17 protein-coding genes are annotated in these 18703 nt (G+C 38.5%); 5 read left to right on the top strand and 12 right to left on the bottom strand.

The annotated features are described in order from the left end of the window. Positions 1-7: 7 nt before the first annotated feature. From BAOM_RS04965 to BAOM_RS04955, 3 genes are all read right to left on the bottom strand, one after another. A complete protein-coding gene (locus tag BAOM_RS04965; RefSeq protein ID WP_127759311.1) occupies positions 8-1924 on the bottom strand; it encodes a DUF294 nucleotidyltransferase-like domain-containing protein in 1917 nt (638 codons plus the stop codon). Positions 1925-2062: 138 nt separating this feature from the next. Next, positions 2063-3640, bottom strand: coding sequence for a solute symporter family protein (locus BAOM_RS04960; protein WP_127759310.1), 1578 nt, complete (start codon positions 3638-3640; stop codon positions 2063-2065). A 15-nt stretch (positions 3641-3655) separates the two neighbouring features. Next, a complete protein-coding gene (locus BAOM_RS04955; protein ID WP_252283096.1) occupies positions 3656-3991 on the bottom strand; it encodes a DUF485 domain-containing protein in 336 nt (111 codons plus the stop codon). 545 nt (positions 3992-4536) lie between these two features. Between BAOM_RS04955 and BAOM_RS04950 the strand changes: the two genes are divergently transcribed. The 3 genes from BAOM_RS04950 to BAOM_RS04940 all read left to right on the top strand — a co-directional run bounded on the left by BAOM_RS04950 (position 4537) and on the right by BAOM_RS04940 (position 6157). Further along, the gene (locus tag BAOM_RS04950; protein WP_127759309.1) at positions 4537-5394 is read left to right on the top strand and encodes a DegV family protein; all 858 of its coding nucleotides are present in this window, start codon (positions 4537-4539) and stop codon (positions 5392-5394) included. Between the two features lie 69 nt (positions 5395-5463). Next, entirely contained in the window at positions 5464-5595 is a 132-nt protein-coding gene (locus BAOM_RS04945; RefSeq protein ID WP_127759308.1) for a DUF3941 domain-containing protein, read from the top strand. Positions 5596-5665: 70 nt separating this feature from the next. Continuing rightward, complete coding sequence (locus tag BAOM_RS04940) at positions 5666-6157, top strand: YajQ family cyclic di-GMP-binding protein (RefSeq protein WP_127759307.1); 492 nt, start codon at positions 5666-5668, stop codon at positions 6155-6157. Between the two features lie 41 nt (positions 6158-6198). On the opposite strand, the gene BAOM_RS04935 is transcribed toward BAOM_RS04940, so the two are convergent. Together BAOM_RS04935 and BAOM_RS04930 are read right to left on the bottom strand one after the other, a co-directional pair. Continuing rightward, entirely contained in the window at positions 6199-7182 is a 984-nt protein-coding gene (locus BAOM_RS04935) for an HAAS signaling domain-containing protein (protein WP_127759306.1), read from the bottom strand. Beyond that, complete coding sequence (locus tag BAOM_RS04930; protein WP_127759305.1) at positions 7169-7516, bottom strand: PadR family transcriptional regulator; 348 nt, start codon at positions 7514-7516, stop codon at positions 7169-7171. The genes BAOM_RS04935 and BAOM_RS04930 overlap by 14 nt, the downstream gene beginning before the upstream one ends. Before the next feature lie 247 nt (positions 7517-7763). Between BAOM_RS04930 and BAOM_RS04925 the strand changes: the two genes are divergently transcribed. After that, positions 7764-8639, top strand: coding sequence for an SDR family oxidoreductase (locus BAOM_RS04925; protein WP_127759304.1), 876 nt, complete (start codon positions 7764-7766; stop codon positions 8637-8639). 50 nt (positions 8640-8689) lie between these two features. Here the strand turns inward: BAOM_RS04925 and BAOM_RS04920 are convergent, their stop codons facing one another. From BAOM_RS04920 to asnB, 5 genes are all read right to left on the bottom strand, one after another. Next, positions 8690-9727: a LacI family DNA-binding transcriptional regulator gene (locus BAOM_RS04920; RefSeq protein ID WP_127759303.1), complete on the bottom strand. Its 1038-nt coding sequence runs from the start codon at positions 9725-9727 to the stop codon at positions 8690-8692. A 592-nt stretch (positions 9728-10319) separates the two neighbouring features. Next, entirely contained in the window at positions 10320-10697 is a 378-nt protein-coding gene (locus BAOM_RS04915; protein WP_127762450.1) for a VOC family protein, read from the bottom strand. A gap of 98 nt (positions 10698-10795) precedes the next feature. Next, positions 10796-12457, bottom strand: a complete 1662-nt coding sequence (locus BAOM_RS04910) for a glycoside hydrolase family 13 protein (RefSeq protein ID WP_127759302.1) — start codon at positions 12455-12457, stop codon at positions 10796-10798. A gap of 99 nt (positions 12458-12556) precedes the next feature. Next, positions 12557-14077, bottom strand: coding sequence for an alpha-amylase family glycosyl hydrolase (locus BAOM_RS04905; protein ID WP_127759301.1), 1521 nt, complete (start codon positions 14075-14077; stop codon positions 12557-12559). Positions 14078-14309: 232 nt separating this feature from the next. After that, positions 14310-16157, bottom strand: coding sequence for an asparagine synthase (glutamine-hydrolyzing) (asnB, locus tag BAOM_RS04900; RefSeq protein WP_127759300.1), 1848 nt, complete (start codon positions 16155-16157; stop codon positions 14310-14312). 186 nt (positions 16158-16343) lie between these two features. On the opposite strand from asnB, the gene BAOM_RS04895 reads away from it, so the two are divergent. Then, a complete protein-coding gene (locus BAOM_RS04895) occupies positions 16344-16913 on the top strand; it encodes a DUF2777 domain-containing protein (RefSeq protein ID WP_127759299.1) in 570 nt (189 codons plus the stop codon). 40 nt (positions 16914-16953) lie between these two features. On the opposite strand, the gene BAOM_RS04890 is transcribed toward BAOM_RS04895, so the two are convergent. Next, positions 16954-17304 (bottom strand): YisL family protein, encoded by a 351-nt coding sequence (locus tag BAOM_RS04890; RefSeq protein ID WP_127759298.1) that lies wholly within the window; start codon positions 17302-17304, stop codon positions 16954-16956. A 115-nt stretch (positions 17305-17419) separates the two neighbouring features. Further along, positions 17420-18622: a DUF418 domain-containing protein gene (locus BAOM_RS04885; RefSeq protein WP_127759297.1), complete on the bottom strand. Its 1203-nt coding sequence runs from the start codon at positions 18620-18622 to the stop codon at positions 17420-17422. Positions 18623-18703: the final 81 nt, after the last annotated feature.

Below are 18703 nucleotides of genomic sequence, written 5' to 3'. Positions count from 1 at the left end.
TTTAAATTCACAATTTCGAGAGGAGATAAAACTGCAGTGACCTGACTGTTTTTAACATCGTAATTAATTCATCTTTTTCCCAAGTGCGAATGGAAGACAGTTTAATTTCCGTTGTAATTTCTTCATTACGAAGATGTTTTCTCCACGACATTTGAATGCGTGTTCGGAGCGCTACTTCGTATGCATGGTGTAAATCATCTGCAAACCCTTCCGATAGTTCTCCTTTTTTCACCAATTCATTCAACAGTTCGATTGTAGTCCCTTCAATCAAGCCATTATGTACCCCTAAAATTTGCAGACAGTGATGAAGGGGAAATAATGCATGCTTTTTTATGTCAATAACTTGCCTTTTCCCTTTGAAGAGAATGCCAAAAGGCTGGTCAAACTGTGGTACTAGCTTTTCCCGCTCCTGCTGTGCCATGTAATAGATGAACGTGCGCGACTTTTCCAATTGACCTTGAACGAGATCCACAAATTGTCCATTCAATGAATGATTTCCGTATAAAAACCGAAACGACAAAAAATTATGGCCCAATAAAATATGCTCATCCTTTAACTTTAGTGCCCAAAGATGAAGACGCCGCTTCCATTCCAAAAGCGAACCGCGCCAAACTTGCTCGCTTGACATCATCTTTCCTTTACATAATGCATACCCTGCCTGTTCAAGATGATGAACAATCTCTTGACCGAGCAATGAGAAATATTGTTTTATCTCCCCTTTGTTATTTTTCTCACTATCAGCATAAACGAGGAAATGATCTTGATCCGTTAACATAAACTGTTCTCCACGTGCACCACTGCCCATTTGATATAAACAAAACGGAACAGGCGGTGTGCCTTTTCCTTTCTGTTCCAACGATTTAACGGCTAGATTAACACAATGATAGGCAAGTCGGTCATATAATTTAGTAATAATTCCCAAAGTTTGAATCGTTGAGATTTCATCATGAATTAAACTGGATAACACGTCATAGATTGCATGTTTCACCTGTGGTAAATTTTCAAATGAAGAGTCTTCAATCTTCTTGATGACTCCCATTGCACCTCTATTTCTTTTCGCAATCAAATTAGAAAGCGTCACAATCCCTACTACTTTCTCCCCTTCAACAACGGGTAAATTCTTCACTCCAGTTGTATAAAACATTGATAGTACTTCGTAATAGTAATCATGACGGGAAACCGTATGTACCTTGTTTGTCATAATATCTTTTGCTTTTGGAGGGATTGTAAAGGTTCCCGCTACAACTCGCTCAACAATATCTTTTTCCGTAACAATCCCGAGTAAATGCTCCTTTTTATCCACAACAAGCATCGTACCAATGGAGTGATTCACCATTTTCCGTGCGATATTTTGCACTGTTTCATCTTCATCTACTGTAAAAGCAGGTGCTTGCATCAAGTCTTGTGCTCGGCGAACAAACGGCTCACTTTCTCCCCATTCCCCTGCCAACTTTACCTGTTCCGCAAGTGATGAATAAATTTCTCGCAGTCGGAGAGCTACTTGTCTTAGCATATAATCACGTACAAACTCATCTTCCCATCTTCGCCTAATGACCGAATAAGGAATTTGCAGACAGTATGAATGGTTTACCGCTTCTACTTCAACTTCATGTTGACCAACGGGCTCATCAGGCTCACCTAAGAAATAAGCGAGGGTGGAAAAGCCAAAGAGTTCCCCTTCCTGAAGCACTTCGAGAACTTCCCATCTCCCATTTTCCGCTTCAACCAATACTTCAGCAGAACCTTTCAAGATGAGAAGTAAACCTTCATGCGGATGTTTAGAGTAAGGGATTTTTTCAGATTTCCGATAATACTGCAGCTCACAATCGTCCATAAGCTGTAAAAACGTTTCATTCGATACACCTTTAAATAAAGGCTGATTGTGAACTTTCTCCATCAGCTCTTTTTGTTCATGAACGTTCATCTCTCCTACCCCACGATCCCTATTATTTGCTTATAAGAAAAATCCCCCGTCTTTTAAGGACGGGGGATGACGGTTTGAAAAGATTATTCAATCAAGCGGCGCTTTCTACCGTTTCTTGACGTATCCCTAAACTAAGGATTAATGCGCATGTGGATTATAGCCACCGTCAGTTCCAGTGTCTTCAAGTCCTCTATAACCTGTTTCAGCTTGGAATTTAACTTCAGCGTAACTCTTCTCACCTTCGCTCTTAGATGATAAAAGGCTTCCTATAATAGCTGCAAGGAATCCAGCTGGAACGGAAATAATTGCAGGATTTGTCCACGGGAATAGTGGCTCGCCAACGAAAAATGCTTTTCCTTCAACAGGATTAATAACGTTAGGACCGAGAATTACTAGAACAACCGCTACAATTAATCCAGTCAACATCGAAGCAACTGCACCTGTCGTATTAAATCGTTTCCAATAGATTGTAAAAAGAAGCGTCGGTACGTTCGCAGATGCCGCAATACAAAAGGCAATCGAAACAAGGAACGCAACATTCAACTTTTCTGAACCAAGTGCAAGAAGGATAGAGAATACAGCAACACCAAGAGCGGCCCAACGTGCAGCAGCTACTTGCTGCTTTTCTGTTACTTTACCTTTTTTAATAATTTGTCCGTAAAGATCATGTGCAAGAGCTGAAGCTCCAGATAGTACAAGACCAGCAACAACCGCTAGAATCGTCGCAAATGCAACTGCTGCTACGAATGATTCTAGTGCATTTCCACCTAGTATACCGGCAAGCATCGGAGCAGCCATATTACCAGCCGCATTTTCAGCTACAATCGCATCAGTACCAACGAAGGCCGCTGCACCGAAACCTAGGAAGATTGTTAAAACATAGAAAATACCAATAATCCAAACTGCGTAAATAACAGAGGAGCGAGCTGTTTTCGCATCTTTTACTGTAAAGAAGCGCATTAAGATATGTGGAAGACCAGCAGTACCTAATAAAAGCGCAATCAGAACGGAAATTAATTCTAATGGGTTTTTATAAACGGTACCTGAAAGTAAGAAGCTTTCACCATGAGCAGTAGCTGTCGATACCTTCTCAAACATGGCGACCATGCTAAAATCAAATTTTAAAAGGACAAGGAAAGAAATAACGACTGTTCCTGCCATAAGAAGGCCGGCTTTGATGATTTGTACCCAACTTGTAGCTCCCATTCCTCCGAATAATACATAAATCGACATCATAATCCCAACAAGAATTACGGCCATCCAGTACTCAAGTCCAAAAAGTAACTTAATAAGTGCTCCTGCCCCAACAAGCTGAGCAATCATATAGAAAATAACGATTGTAATTGTATTTAAAGCTGCTGCACCGCGAACTTTTGTCGCTGAAAAGCGGGCACCAATCATATCAGCCATCGTATATTTTCCAAGATTACGAAGTGGTTCTGCGATTAAGAATAAAACGACTAGGTATGCCACAAGCCACCCTACACTATAATAAAAACCGTCAAAACCATTTAATGAAATGGCCCCGGCAATTCCTAGGAAAGAAGCAGCAGATAAGTAATCCCCCGCAATCGCAAGTCCATTTTGCCAACCGGTCAACGAGCCGCCAGCTGTATAAAATTCACTTGCTGTAGACGTACGCTTTGCTGCCAAATATGTAACATAAAGCGTGATCCCTATTACTCCAAAAAAGATGATTAATGTGATCGCATTCAAACCAAAGACCTCCCCCTACTTCAAAATGTGTTTTTCAATAATCTCTTCTGCTTCCTTATCAAAGCTAGAAGCTTTTTTCGTATAAATTGTTGAAAAAACCCATGTCAATACGAACATGCTAAAAGCGTATATCCAAGTCCAGTTAATCAACCCAATCGCATTTGAATTAAGGACCTTTGTATATCCTGTTAGAATAGGCAGCATAAAAAAGGCTACTAAGAACACAATAATATAAGGCGTCATAAACTTAGTTTTTCGGCTAGTCAAAGCTTTAAATTCCGGTGTTTCAATAATTTTTTCAAAATCTACAGCCTGAACTTCTTGGCTATTTTGTGCATTGTTATCCATCATTTCAACTCCTTTGTTCTTCTTTTTGAAAATACAGAGTTTTCAGTCTTTGGTTCGCACGTGATTCCCTTCACTTCAGCACGTTTGCTCCTCTTATCCCCCCTAACCAGTGTAACCGCTTTCATACCCTTTAAAAAAACATATCTACCATTCTTACAATCTCCCTTATTCCTATCACTTTATACCTATTCTTTCATTCTCTTCCCGAGTAAAAGAAAGTTCAAAGCGTCTTCCTAAGTATGCAGACAGAATTCAAGACTGTTTGGTAGATATAGGTTTATTATTTCAAATTTTTACAATTTATTCAATAGTTTTCTAAATTTTTCTCATAGATTAACATTTAAATCTTCCATATCAATATTAGCATTTTATACCAGGGAATAAGCGGTTGAACTCCCCCCACTAGAATTCATTAATTCCTCTATTCCCTACTGCTTTCTCAAAAAAATTACAATATCGGATAAGTTGGGACGAGCAGAATAGATGGTTTTTTTCGCTTATCATGCTACACTAAACATAATTAAATAATGAAGAAAGCAGGTGTAAGCGTGGCTATCACAATTTTAGCAGACAGTGCATGTGATTTGCCATTGTCTTTCTACACAGAAAACAATGTCTCATTTATTCCTCTTCAAGTACATCTTGAAGGGAAAAATTACACAGACCTACAAACTATCGATCCGAAAGAAGTTTATCAAGCGATGCGTGAAGGGAAAGCTCCTAAAACATCTCAATCTTCTCCGGAATACTTAATAGAGCTATTTACACAATTTGCGAAAGAGAAACAACGAGGTATCTATATTGCTTTCTCCTCTCAATTGTCTGGAACCTATCAAACGGCCGTTATGTGCCGTAATCAAGTAAAAGAGCAATATCCAGAATTAGACCTTGAAATCATTGATACGAAGTGTGCCTCCCTTGGTGCGGGACTCGTTGTAAAAAGCGCCGCCCAATTAGCAGCAAAAGGCGCTTCTAAAGAAGAGATTCTTGAAGACATTCAGTTCCATATTCGTCATATGGAACACCTCTTTACCGTTGACGATCTTGAATATTTAGCTCGCGGCGGACGAATTTCTAAAGCTTCAGCCTTTGTCGGCGGTTTATTAAACATTAAGCCCTTACTACATGTTGAAGATGGAAAACTAATTCCGCTTGAAAAAGTACGCGGCAAAAAGAAATTAATGAAACGGATTCTGGAATTAATGCATGAACGTGGACAAAATTTGCATGAGCAATCGATTGCAATCAGTCATGGCGATGATGAAGAAGCAGCTTTAGAATATAAAGCGGCCATTCAAGCAGAGTTCGGTACAAAAGATGTTTTCATTAATACGGTTGGTGCAACAATTGGTGCGCACTCTGGTCCAGGTACGATTGCCATTTTCTTCTTAAATAAAACGAAATAAAACGAATACATACTCCCTTTCATTTGCGTCAACACTAAGAACTGACCATAAACGAAAGGGAGTTTTATTATGTCTACAACAAAAGATAATGATAAAAAAGCAAAAGATAATCAAGCTTACAATGCCGAAAAAAATGTGCAATATACAGAAAACCTTAGAGCGGGTAAACACTCATATTCCAAACAAACTGACCATAAATAGAATCCGATTAGTTGTCTTCCCTCCTATCATTCCATATAATAAAGGAAATAAATCTTGCTGGAGGTAAGACATGGCAAAAGAAAGTTCATTTGATATTGTATCAAAAGTAGAGTTTCCAGAAGTAACAAATGCTGTCACAATGGCGATGAAAGAAATTGCAACCCGCTATGATTTCAAAGGAAGCAAAAGTAACATTACGCTAGAAAAAGAAGAGCTTATACTCGTTTCCGACGATGAATATAAGCTGGACCAATTAAAGGATGTACTTCTTAGTAAACTTGTAAAACGTAACGTGCCCATTAAAAACTTGGAGTATGGAAAAATCGAAGGTGCTTCAGGCGGAAATGTACGCCAACGTGCAAAGCTTATTCAAGGGATTGATAAAGAGCAAGCAAAGAAAATTAATACGATTATTAAAAATAGCGGCTTAAAAGTAAAAAGCCAAATCCAAGATGATCAAATCCGCGTAACAGGAAAAAGCCGTGATGATTTACAAGCGATTATCAATGCTATTCGTAATGCAGATTTATCAATCGATGTACAATTTTTAAATTACCGCTAACACAAAAAACTCGCCAATTTTGGCGAGTTTTTTAACATTCTTTAACTAATTTTAGCCTTACGAAAACCGTCAAATACAACAATTGCGGCAGATATAATAAATATACCAATTACTCCGCCAACCACCCACGTTTCTAATTGTTTAAAATCTGCTATATAGGCAAGGAATTTGGGGTGAAGCAAGTTGGGATTGCTGGATATGACAATAAATACAACTGTGCCTACAACCTGAACAACCATATTAAAAATAGCTATGCTCTTCGTCCATTGCCCCTTCATTAATTTATAAAGAGATAGTGCGATTTCACACCCGATAATCACAATCACAATTGGCCAATAGCGAAGTAACACTTCATGGTTTAAAACGGGGACCACGAATTCAAGACCTGTTTCGCTACCTCTATATACCCCTACAAGATGCTCGGCATAAAAATAAAGGGTTGCCCAAATCGCTGTCCACATTAACCCCCCAAACACTTCGCACTTCGTAATCGCTTTTTTCTTAGGAATATACGAAATGTTTTTTAAATCATCCGGTGTCCATTTGCTAAAACTTGTTGTTAGTGGATCCTGATCTTTTCCTTTATCCGTTCGTTCGATAATGGCGAAAACAAGCGTCACCCAAAAGAATACTTGCATGCTTACTTCGATGATTTTCCATATTCCTTCCCCCATAATATGGAGCACAACATTAATAACCGCTTCTTCTCCACCATAATTCATAAAATATGTGGCAATCATCGAGATTAACGAAATGACCGCGGCAATTGGTAAAATCATCTTTAATAACGTGACATATACATCAAAATAGCGCGGACCAATTAGGTGCATGGGCTGATCTCGATAACCGCTAGCTAATGTTGCTGGATTACCCAGTTTTTCAAGGACTTCCTTCACCTCTTCCTCGTTGTAATCATCAGACAGCATATCCTCAATCGTCGACCGTAATTCGAGGGCAATATCCTCACGACTTTTTTCAGGCAGTCTCCGCGTGACTTCTTGTATATAAATATCAATTAGATTCATCGTCTTCCCCCTTTGTTAATAGCCCATATAGTTGTTTGGAATTCTTCATCCATTCCTCTTTTAACTGCAAAAAGATTTCTACACCATATTCACTTAACACATAGTACTTACGGGGTCTACTCTCAGATGTGTCCCAACTGCTTGTCACTAACTCCTGCTTTTCTAAACGGCGAAGCAACGGATATAAGGTACTTTGATCAATATTAATACTTGATTCCTCCAATAATTGAACAAGTGAATATCCGTACTGGGGTGTTCGCAATTGACTTAAAACCGCTAATGTCAACGTTCCTCTTCTAAGCTCTGTCGTTAATGAATTTAGTAAAGTACTCATTCACCCACCTCAATTTTTTAATTAATATATGTTATACACTATATGATTTATACTATTCATCATACAGTATTGTTGTTACAACATCATTCTAGATTTTACTAATTTGTTTAAATTAGGTAAAAAGAAAAAACGAATTATGCCATTCATACATCGTTTTTTTTTTTTACACCTCCTAATATTTCCCACGTTTTATTAGTCCTTCACTTGCAAATAAGAAGAAGTAGAGATGAAAAGCAGGAGGGATTTTATGAGTCCATCAAATAATAATCAAACGAAGCAAACCTTTCCGCCGCAGCATCAAACACACCAGCCGGGTGTAGAAACAAAGATGACACCTAACCCAAAATCCGTAAATGAAAACTATAAAGGAAGCGGTAAATTAGCTGGTAAAACAGCGATTATTACCGGTGGCGATAGCGGAATTGGTAAGTCTGTAAGCATTTATTTTGCTAAAGAAGGCGCGAACGTGGCGATTGTCTATTTAGATGAAGTTGAGGATGCAAAAACAACGAAGCAGTTAGTAGAGAAAGAAGGCCAAAAATGCCTGCTCCTACAGGGGGATATCGGCAATGAATCTTTTTGCCAAAGTATCGTTGCACAAACAATGGAAGCATTTGGGGGACTTGATATTTTAGTCAACAATGCGGCTGAACAGCATGTGCAAACGAACTTTCTAGATATTACAGCCGAGCAGCTAGAAAAAACGTTCCGCACCAATATTTTTTCGATGTTCTATTTAACACAAGCCGCTCTTCCTCACTTAAAACAAGGAAGCAGCATTATCAACACCGCTTCTATTACAGCCTATAAAGGCCATCCTAAATTAATCGATTATTCAGCTACAAAGGGAGCCATCGTTTCCTTTACACGAGCACTCTCCAATTCGATTATTACAGATGGTATTCGTGTGAATGCTGTAGCACCTGGCCCTATTTGGACACCGCTCATTCCCGCTTCGTTCAATGAACAAGATGTCTCCAAGTTTGGCAGCGATACGCCAATCGGGCGCGCTGGACAACCAGAGGAACTCGCTCCTGCTTATGTATATTTAGCGAGCGAAGATTCCTCCTATATGAGCGGACAAGTACTCCATATCAATGGCGGTACGGTTGTAAATGGATAATACGATAAAGGCTTCCTTTCCAATAAGAGCGGGAAGCCTTTCGTTTTATACTAAACTAACACGGCTGTTTGCACTCGTTGACACGAGTCGCGCTCGACAAAATGATGCGGGATAATAGCACCTTGTATTCGTTCTTCTGGCGACGCTAGCTTTTGAACTAAGCATCTTGTTGCTTGATATCCGATATCATACATATTTGTATCAATGGAAGTGAATGAAGAAAGTGAAATTTCTGAAAATAAAGTATTGTTCAAGCTCACAATAGACATATGCTCTGGAGTAAAGCATCCTAAAGACCTTAAACTATTCATAATACTCAGTGCCATTAAATCATCGTGGACGATTAAAGCGGTAGGTACTTCTGATAAAGCTAAAAGGTTTTGCATCACTTCTTGCATCTCTTCTCGTAATGCCTCTTCATAAAAAATATAGTCGTTTCTAGGTACGATTCCATGTTCCTTCAAAGCACCTTCGTACCCTAATAAACGCTCATGCGTCATAACAAGTTTGGAATGGCCCCCAATGAATCCAACCTTCTTATGTCCTAACTCTAATAAATAATTCGTTGCTTCCTTCGCTGCTAAATAATTATCGTTATCGACATATGTAATTTCTTCAGCAAATTCATACGGTTTTCCAATCAAAACAAAAGGAAAATTGCGTGATTGCAAATAGGTAATCGTGTGATCATTCATACGCGAATACATCAGAACAATCCCGTCTACCATACCTCCCTGCACCATTTCAACGACTCCCTCAAAAATTTCCTCATCGGAATTCCCCGTATTCATGAGCAATGAATATTTTCTTTCTCGAGCACATTCACTTAAACCACGTAATATCGTAGCGAATGTCGGACTATTAAAAAACGTTTCTGATGAACTGGGCAGTACTAAACCCAAAATCTGTGTTGATTGATTGGCTAAACTACGTGCAATAAAGTTTGGATGATACCCTAACTTTTCCATCGCCTCACGAACACGTACCTTTGTTTTTTCACTAATTCTAGGATTATTTGCAATAACTCGTGAAACCGTCGAAGGAGCAACGTTTGCCAATTGTGCCACGTCTTTTATCGTAACGGCCATTACTTTTTCCCTCTCCCCTCTGTAGACATTAAGCCCTTTATATATTTTAAAAAGATGCAAAGGATAATCCAAAGCCTCTTAATTTTTTAGATATATCTTTTATCATACACTTATTATACAATTCCTTTCTCTCTATTTGTGTCTAAATTCAAAATTTTTAAGCAATTAACGCGTTAAAACGTTAATTCTCCCTAAAATTCTGTTAAATAATAGAAAATTTGCGACTTTCTTATGACAAGTTTTTACAAAAAAATTAATATGTATGAAATAAACTCTGTTGTTTAAAAATAAGTAACCCCTTTTTCGTGCTAGAAACAGTTTGCTCGTATATATCAAATAAAATGATAGGTAGAGAGTATGAGCCTTGGAATTATTCGTGATTTCACCCCTAAAACACCTCACATATTATATAAATAATGCATTCAAACTAGTGGAACACGCAAGGAGTAACATACCTTTATTACATACTTGAGGAGACTTTCAGCATAGCTAAAAAGGTGTGTGAAACCGAAGTTTCACACACCTTAGCCAAAAATCGTATAATCAGCCATACTGTTTAATACATCCAAGTGAAAACAGTTTTTCCTCCGACTTATTTATCTTCCCTTAATAAATACTCATTTCCATCTTGATCTTTAAATGAGAACATTGTTCCAAACGGCATTCTTAACATGTCCCCTACTTCTACTCCATTTTGTTTCATCTTCTCATAAGCTGATTCAATATCCGTTGTGCTAAAAAGAATCGATGGATGGGCAACTTTAGCAGGTTGATGTTGTTCCATTGCAGATTTAGAATACAGAACTAAGGTAGTAAATTCGTCTTCACTAGGTCCAACTTCTATCCAGGACATGTTTGGTCCCATCGGTTGTTCAAATTTCAATACAAAGCCCACTTTATTTAACCAAAAGTCCTTTGCCTGTTCTTGATCTTGTACATACACAGTAATTTTGCCAATTTTATTAATCATCATAAATCTCCTTAGGATCGTTTAATCATCTAACATCATTCTATCAATCAAAAAAAACAAAAGCAATTTCGTTCATTGACCTACTTTACTAACTTAGTTTATAGAAGATATACAAGGACTTCATAAGGTCTTAGAGTGGTATTCTTCTCTAGACTTACAAAAGCATCCTTATAATTCGCTAACAGAAGCTGCGTTGGTTCCGTACGCCATGAAGATAAATCAATAGACTGCTTCTGTTTACTAAAATTACAAACAACTAGAGCCGCTTGACCTTCACTTCTTCGAATATAAGCATAAATCTGTGGATCGTCCTCTAACACTAATTCATAGGCACCATAAATAAATACTTCATATTGCTTGCGCAGCTCAATCAGCTTCTTATAAAAAGTATAGATAGAATGACCATCCGTTATTTGATTGGCAACATTAATAGACGGATAGTTTTTATTCACCTTCATCCACGGTGTTCCCTTGGTAAATCCTGCATTTGCGCTGCTATCCCATTGCATCGGCGTTCGCGAGTTATCTCTTCCGCTTTTCCAAATAATCTGCATCATTTCCTCATGAGGCCGGCCTTTTGCTGTCTCAATGCGATAATAATTTTTCATCCCAACATCATCATAATCATCAATCGAAGCAAACTGAACATTGGTCATCCCGATTTCCTGCCCTTGATAAATAAACGGTGTCCCCTGCATTAGAAAGTATAAAGCACCAATCATTTTCGCACTTTCCAGCCAGTATTGTGTATCATCGCCCCATGTAGAAACAATTCTAGGCTGATCGTGATTTTCAAAAAATAAAGCATTCCAGCCTTTATTATGCAAGCCATATTGCCACTTTGACAGCGTCTGTTTTAAAGCCGGGACATCCACCGTTTCGTGATGACCTCGATTCCACAGTCCTAAATGTTCGAATTGAAAAATCATATTAAACTTTCCATTCTCTGCCCCGACCCAGTCATCGGCTTGTTCAATTCGAACACCATTTGCTTCACCCACTGTCATAATATCATGGTTAGCAAACGTTTCTGTCTTTAATTCTTCCAAATAATCGAGGATTCCATCCTGATTTGTATGCATATCAAAAGCTGGAACGTACTCTTTTCCATCTGGATTCGGCATATTCGGCAAGCCGTCTCGCTTATAAATATGTGTAATCGCATCCACTCGGAAACCATCGATTCCTTTTTCAAGCCACCAATTAACCATGTCATATAATGCACTACGCATATTGGCATTTTTCCAGTTTAAATCGGGTTGTTTTTCAGCAAACAGATGCAAGTAATATTGCTTCGTCTGTTCATCGTATGTCCACGCACTTCCTGAGAAAATACTTTCCCAATTGTTCGGCTCTTTTCCATTCTTACCATCGCGCCAAATATACCAATCTCGCTTTGGATGATCTTGTGAAGAACGAGAATCAATAAACCATGGATGTTCATCGCTTGTGTGATTCAGCACAAGATCCAAGATAATTTTCATACCGCGCCGATGCACTTCTTCTACTAACACTTCTAGATCGTCCATCGTCCCAAATTCTTGAGCAACTGCTTGATAATCACTAATATCATATCCATTATCAGCATTAGGCGATTGAAAAAAAGGACAAATCCAAAGAACATCGATGCCTAGTTCATGGAGATAATCGAGACGAGAAATGACACCTTGCAAATCACCGATTCCATCCCCATTGCTGTCTTGAAAGCTTCTAGGATAAATTTGATAACAAACCGCTTCTTTCCACCATCTTTTTTTCATCTCATACCCTCCCGATTATCTATCTCTATTCATCCATATCCGACAACGAACCAGCATCTAGACAGTAACTTGTACACAGAATAATCGAGAGGTATGCCATTAATCTATTGAATTTCTTTTCGAACGTTTCATGACTAAAGCAATAAACAGAGCGAATAAAGCAAGTACCGCAAATAATACAGCAAAGTAAGGAATGTTAATAACCGACTTATGAACAAGCTTATACACTTCTGCTAGCTCTCGGTCAATAACGATAGAATACGTGCCATCTTGACTACGAACGAGATCGCCGTTCAATAACCCTCTCAATTCCTTATTCTCCTCTAGCTGGGATTGATTCAATACAATCTTTTGTGTTTTCGACGTATTATTAATGACCACAACATTCGTTTCTTCAGCCAACGTCCGCTTGTACACAACGACACCGTCTTTTTCATATAAAACATCTAATTTTCCTCGCGATAAAGCAGGATGTGCGGCACGAATTTCGGCAAGATCCGTTATATAGTCCACTAAATCTTGTTCGGTTTTAAAATTCATCAGCTGGTGATTTTCAGGGGCTTCATTACCGTTTAACGCAATTTCGGAGCCATAGAAAATAACAGGCACACCGGGTGTCGTATACAAATAGGATAGAGCTATTTTCCAGCGTGTACCCGGATGCTGATTATGATTAGCCGCATCAAACGTAAAGCGTGATGATTGACTCGTATCCATAAAGTTCACAAGCTGTGTGTCAGCCTTAAGTAAGTCCTCGTTTTTTCTCTTAACGGAAAAAAGGTTTGTTAAGCTTTCATCTGGAGCAGCAAAGGCCTGGCGTAATGCTTCATTTTTAGTGTAATCCATAAAAGCATCCATCCCAGTCTCTTCATAGCTGGAAATCGTTTTTGGAGTCCCCTCTAAAACATCACCAATCAGACAGAAATCAGATTTTTCTGATTTAACAACCCGCACAAAATCCTTCCAAAAATCTCGGTTTACATACTCAACTTGATGAAGACGATAGCCATCAATATTCGTTTCTTCAATCCACCATTTAGCTACATCTAATAAATAATCTTTCACCTCAGGATTTTCTTGATTTAAATCCGGCAGACCATCAATCCAGATTTTTTCCAGCTGTTCATCAGCGCTGTCCTTTTTATGAAACCAATCTTCTTTCATTGGATCCTGTAACCATGGATGATTAGGACCGACAGAATTAGCCACAAAGTCTACCATCACTTTTATGTCTCGACTATGGGCCTCCTGTACTAATGTTTTCAATTCATCTAGTGTGCCAAAGTGCGAATCTGTATTGTAAAAGTCCTCCACCCAATATCCATGATACCCCTCTTTATCATTCGTAAAAACAGGAGAGAGTAAAATGGTTGTGAACCCCATCTCTTTTAAATAATCTAGTTTTTTTGTCACACCGGCAAAATCGCCGCCATTAAACGTATTCGGATTCGTAACATCCGCATCTCCATTATTTTCTGGATTTCCATCAAAAAACCTGTCAATCATGATAGAATAAATGATTTCATCTTCCAACGTTCGTTCTTCTTTTTCAGCTGCTCCTACTGGAATGGCGTAAAAAAGAAGAAACGGAAGTAAAACGAGTGATAACACTCTGCGCATATTCCGCTCCTCCTCCCTAAACATCCTTACGCCTTTAAGATTAGCTTCTTATTCTTCCAAGGTCAAACTTAAATACCAAAATATTCTAATTAATTAGTAAACAAGTCATTTGGCATGATTACGCAGACTTTTCGCTCGATTCTCTCCGAATTTGGCATGATTTTATACTGAATTCGCCCGATTATCCCCGAGTTGCGCATGATTTTATACCGAATCCTCTCGATTACCTTATTCAATCTACAATCTCAATCTTATAATCGTTAAACCATACATGCATTTGTGCTAAATGAGCCAGCAATTGCGGACCGGACATCAATTGCCCAAACCAAGGCACTCTAAATGCCTCTCCCTTCGATTCGACAAGCTCATTCAGCTTCTGTTTGTCAAAAAATTCATAGAGCATCGAACTCGAATCCTCTAAAATCTCTTTTAACCAGCTTTGTACACGCTCTGTGTAAACTGGATTATGCGTTTTCGGATAAGGACTTTTCTTGCGATAAAGCACTTCCGTTGGCAGTAATCCTTCAAGGGCTTTACGTAAAATCCCTTTTTCACGATTGCCCGTCATTTTCATTTCCCAAGGAATATTCCATACATATTCGACAAGGCGATGATCCGCAAAAGGAACCCGTACTTCAAGACTAGCGCCCATACTCATTCGGTCCTTTCGATCTAACAGCGTCGTCATAAACCAAAGAATATTTAAATAAAACAGTTCTCTTCGCTTGGCTGCTATACCTGTTTCACCAGGAAGCTTTGGCATTTCACGAATCGTCGTTAAATAGGCTTCCTCCGCATATTCCTCCAACTTCAACTTGTCACGCCATCCCTGTTTCAATAAAGACACTCGCTCTTCCGTTGAACGCATCCATGGAAAACCAGAACGATTCAAGTCATCTTCCCGATGGAACCATGGATATCCACCAAAAATTTCATCCGCACATTCTCCAGACAAGCCGACCACAAAGTCTTGCTTAATCTCTTTACAAAACCAGAGTAAAGATGAATCTACATCCGCCATTCCCGGTAAATCGCGAACATGAACGGCTTCCGTTAAGTAGTCTGTCAACAGCTCTTGTGTAATGACGGACGAATGATGCCTCGTCTGGAATGCATTCGACATTTTTTCAATCCATGGACCGTCCGCATTTGGTTGAAAATCATTTGCTTTAAAAAACTTCGCGTTATCTTCATAATCGATGGAATACGTATGAAGCGGTCCTTTCCCTTCACGGCGATAGGCATTCGCTGCAATTGCGGTAATCGCACTTGAATCAACACCGCCTGATAAAAATGTACAAAGCGGCACATCCGAAACCAACTGACGAGTTACGGCATCTTCAACAAGGAAACGAACTTGATCTACCGTTTCTTCTAGGCTATCCGTATGCTCTTCACTTTTCACATTCCAATAACGCCAAATCTTTAGTCCGTTACGTGTCAATGTCATCGCATGAGCCGGACGCAGCTCTTGAATATGATGAAACACTCCTGAACCCGGCTTACGTGAAGGCCCTACTCCAAATACTTCCGCTAATCCCTCATAGCTGATTTCTGCTTTAACATCTGGATGAGCAAGCAGCGCTTTTAATTCCGATCCGAATAAAAGTCCGCCATTTCTTTCCGCATAAAACAGCGGCTTTACGCCTAAACGATCACGTCCAACAAATAGTTTTTGCTCCGCACTATCCCAAATCGCAAACGCAAAAATTCCATTAAACAAATCCACACATTTTTCTTTCCATTCTATATAAGAAGTTAGCAAAACTTCTGTATCAGAATGACCTTTAAAAGAATATCCTTTTAATAATAGCTCTTTACGTAAATCTTCTGTATTATACAACTCACCGTTATAACAAAGTGTATAAACTCCACTTTCATGAGCCTTCGTCATCGGTTGTTTTCCTCCGACAGGGTCTACAACTGTTAAACGACGATGGCCAAATACAACATGGGTATCGCTCCACACATTTTCATCATCTGGTCCGCGTTTCGCTAACGTACTTGTCATTTTGGCTACAATATCCGTTTCCGTGCGTAAATCTTTTTGAAAATGTACCCATCCAGTTATCCCACACATAATTCTTCATCCTTTCTAACTCGAACAATACTCTTTAGGAGATTAGGAAGTTGTGAGCAAAGTCGTAAGTGTATAACATAGCCTATGCAAAAATAAAAAGATGGTTATTTGTCCAGTTACGATTATATTTTCAACGAATTTTGTCAAAAAAGTAGGTGAGGCATCCCAAATTGGAGGTAATTGTAAATGAGGCAGCAACAACGAGTAAAATTAATTAAACAGCAAACGAGAGCATTTACAGAAGGAAAAGTAGAATATATTAATTTTCAATGGATTTTCTTTGATGACGAAACAGATGAGGCCTCCTCCATTGAAGACTATATGCACAACGAAGTAGAGGTATACCGGTCAGGCCGTTGGAGACAAGGAATCATCTTAGAAGAAGGAGCCATTCAGCTTACTAATCATGAAATCGTCTTCCTCAAACAAAATGAAACCATTCATATCCGGAAGAAGTTAATCTACTCGTTTGAAGAATTATTAGAGAAACTAACCGATGATTCCTTTTTTCAATTTGTGACAACATTGAATTCTCTCGGTTTCTCCGCATATGATTGCATTTATAGCTATAATCAGCTTACCTTTTTAGAAAATACAAGTACCCAGTCAGGTGTGAATTTTTTCACTTTCGATAACAATTTAGAAATCTGTTCCGTTCAGCATCATTTCTCTTATGGAGAAAATAAAAATGACCGATTTGAATTTACGATTAACACGGGAAAAAGAATCATCATTGAAAAGGTAAACTCTAAATAAAAGAAGCGGACGCTCTTAGCGTCCGCTTCTTTATTACTTATTAAAAAATAGTGATTCCTAACGGTAAAGAGAAACCTAAATATAGTACAAAGAGTAAACTTAATATAAATAATGTCCACATAACTCCTGTACTTTTTCTTTTAGCCGTACGTACTAATACCATTTCCATAAAAGCAATGACTAATAAGCCGACAATCATCTTCGTTGCATATACGCCGAAATCAGAGATCAGCATACCGCCTGAAAGGAAAATAAGAATGTAAAACAAGCGGGTAATCATATGCATCATTTTCGCTTTAGGATTTCCACCTTTTAACATCGAATACGTTACGAAAAAGAGGATAAGACCAATCACCCAAGTTGTGATGTGTAAATGCGTTGTATCCATCATAAGTTTAATGCCCCCTAGTACAAATTCTCCTACATCATATCACAGACAAGAGTTAAAAAACAAAATTAAGCATTCTGTCCTTATTTCCCCTTTGCATGAAGAAATAAGCATGTACCTATCCCTTTTCGCTCTGCCTTTTCATTGCAGATTGTTTGCCATACGTAAACCATCTCCATACATATTCCATCGGCCCAAAGCGATAGTGTTTCAGCCAAATATAGCTTGCTAACAATTGCACGCCATAAATAACAAAGATTAGAATAAAGCTTGTTGTATACGAAACTTCCCCATATAAACCGAAGCCATAGGAGTAAAACAGTAAGGTGCACACAATCGATTGAAACAAATAATTGCTCATGGACATTTTCCCAATATAGGAGAGTGGATGTAATAATCGACGTACGCTGTCCTTTTGCACAAGCAAGGTAATACCTGTTATATAAGCAAAAGTAAGCAGCGGACCACCTAGTTCATCTTGAATGAGAGTCGTTCCGGTATGATAGATCGTTACATACGGAAGCCATTTAATAGCTAAACCGACAATGAAGCAGACAATCGCGATAACGACAAGCTTTCGTTTATGAAGAGACGGCTCATGCAGCCAACGCAGCTTAGCAAAACCCGCTCCAAGTAAAAAGAAAGGAAAAACGAAAAAGAGATACATGACGAATCCTACTATATTATTCACATAATACCAATCTTGCATTCTTTGCTTCGTAACCTCGATAAATGAACCATGTTGATAAACGTCCTGCGATTGTTCCGCTAATTCATAACTAGCTGTCGCTTCTGTTGCTAATTCTTCAGAAAAAAACAAGCTCGTAAACACCATAAGCAAACTTAGAATCATGGCTGGAATCATATACAGCAGCGAGCCGACAATTAATAATGTCTTGCCTTTCAATTTATAAAACAATAAAAATACAAATCCTAGTACCGCATATGTAATCAAAATATCGCCATGCCAAATAAAAAAAGCATGAATACAACCAATAAAGAGTAAGAAAAGCATTCTGCGACTAAAAAGAACAGGAAATGACTTCCCCTTTTCCGCACTTCGTTCATAAAGAATAATAGCCCCAAATCCAAACAAAAAAGCAAACAATGGATAAAAACTTGTTTGTGCAAAAATATCACTAAACATATACAGCAAGCGGTCCGACCCTGTCGTCCAAACATCATATCCATCGATATATAAAATGGGCATATGAAAAGACGACATGTTAACTAAAAAGATTCCTAGAATAGCTATTCCCCTTAAAATATCAACATGAACAAGACGCTTTTTCTCCTCAATCGGATTTATCAATTCCTTCACGCTCTCACTCCTTTTATTAGTATGATAGGACAGATTCAGATCATCTATATATTTTCCTTATTGCATAAGTATCCTACTCAC

The organism is Peribacillus asahii (assembly GCF_004006295.1).
Classification (GTDB): Bacteria; Bacillota; Bacilli; order Bacillales; family DSM-1321; genus Peribacillus; species Peribacillus asahii_A.
The sequence above is the reverse complement of the archived record's forward strand: the minus strand, read 5'-3'. Positions and strand labels throughout refer to the sequence as shown.

Bases quoted from the DNA above. Each gene is read 5' to 3' on its own strand.
- BAOM_RS04890 (WP_127759298.1), bottom strand. From the start codon at position 17,304: ATGATGGATACAACGCATTTACACATCACAACTTGGGTGATTGGTCTT.
- BAOM_RS04955 (WP_252283096.1), bottom strand. From the start codon at position 3,991: ATGATGGATAACAATGCACAAAATAGCCAAGAAGTTCAGGCTGTAGAT.
- asnB (WP_127759300.1), bottom strand. From the start codon at position 16,157: ATGTGTGGGATAACTGGATGGGTACATTTTCAAAAAGATTTACGCACG.
- BAOM_RS04930 (WP_127759305.1), bottom strand. From the start codon at position 7,516: ATGAGTACTTTACTAAATTCATTAACGACAGAGCTTAGAAGAGGAACG.
- BAOM_RS04925 (WP_127759304.1), top strand. From the start codon at position 7,764: ATGAGTCCATCAAATAATAATCAAACGAAGCAAACCTTTCCGCCGCAG.
- BAOM_RS04915 (WP_127762450.1), bottom strand. From the start codon at position 10,697: ATGATTAATAAAATTGGCAAAATTACTGTGTATGTACAAGATCAAGAA.
- BAOM_RS04905 (WP_127759301.1), bottom strand. From the start codon at position 14,077: ATGCGCAGAGTGTTATCACTCGTTTTACTTCCGTTTCTTCTTTTTTAC.
- BAOM_RS04920 (WP_127759303.1), bottom strand. From the start codon at position 9,727: ATGGCCGTTACGATAAAAGACGTGGCACAATTGGCAAACGTTGCTCCT.
- BAOM_RS04895 (WP_127759299.1), top strand. From the start codon at position 16,344: ATGAGGCAGCAACAACGAGTAAAATTAATTAAACAGCAAACGAGAGCA.
- BAOM_RS04965 (WP_127759311.1), bottom strand. From the start codon at position 1,924: ATGAACGTTCATGAACAAAAAGAGCTGATGGAGAAAGTTCACAATCAG.
- BAOM_RS04910 (WP_127759302.1), bottom strand. From the start codon at position 12,457: ATGAAAAAAAGATGGTGGAAAGAAGCGGTTTGTTATCAAATTTATCCT.
- BAOM_RS04945 (WP_127759308.1), top strand. From the start codon at position 5,464: ATGTCTACAACAAAAGATAATGATAAAAAAGCAAAAGATAATCAAGCT.
- BAOM_RS04940 (WP_127759307.1), top strand. From the start codon at position 5,666: ATGGCAAAAGAAAGTTCATTTGATATTGTATCAAAAGTAGAGTTTCCA.
- BAOM_RS04935 (WP_127759306.1), bottom strand. From the start codon at position 7,182: ATGAATCTAATTGATATTTATATACAAGAAGTCACGCGGAGACTGCCT.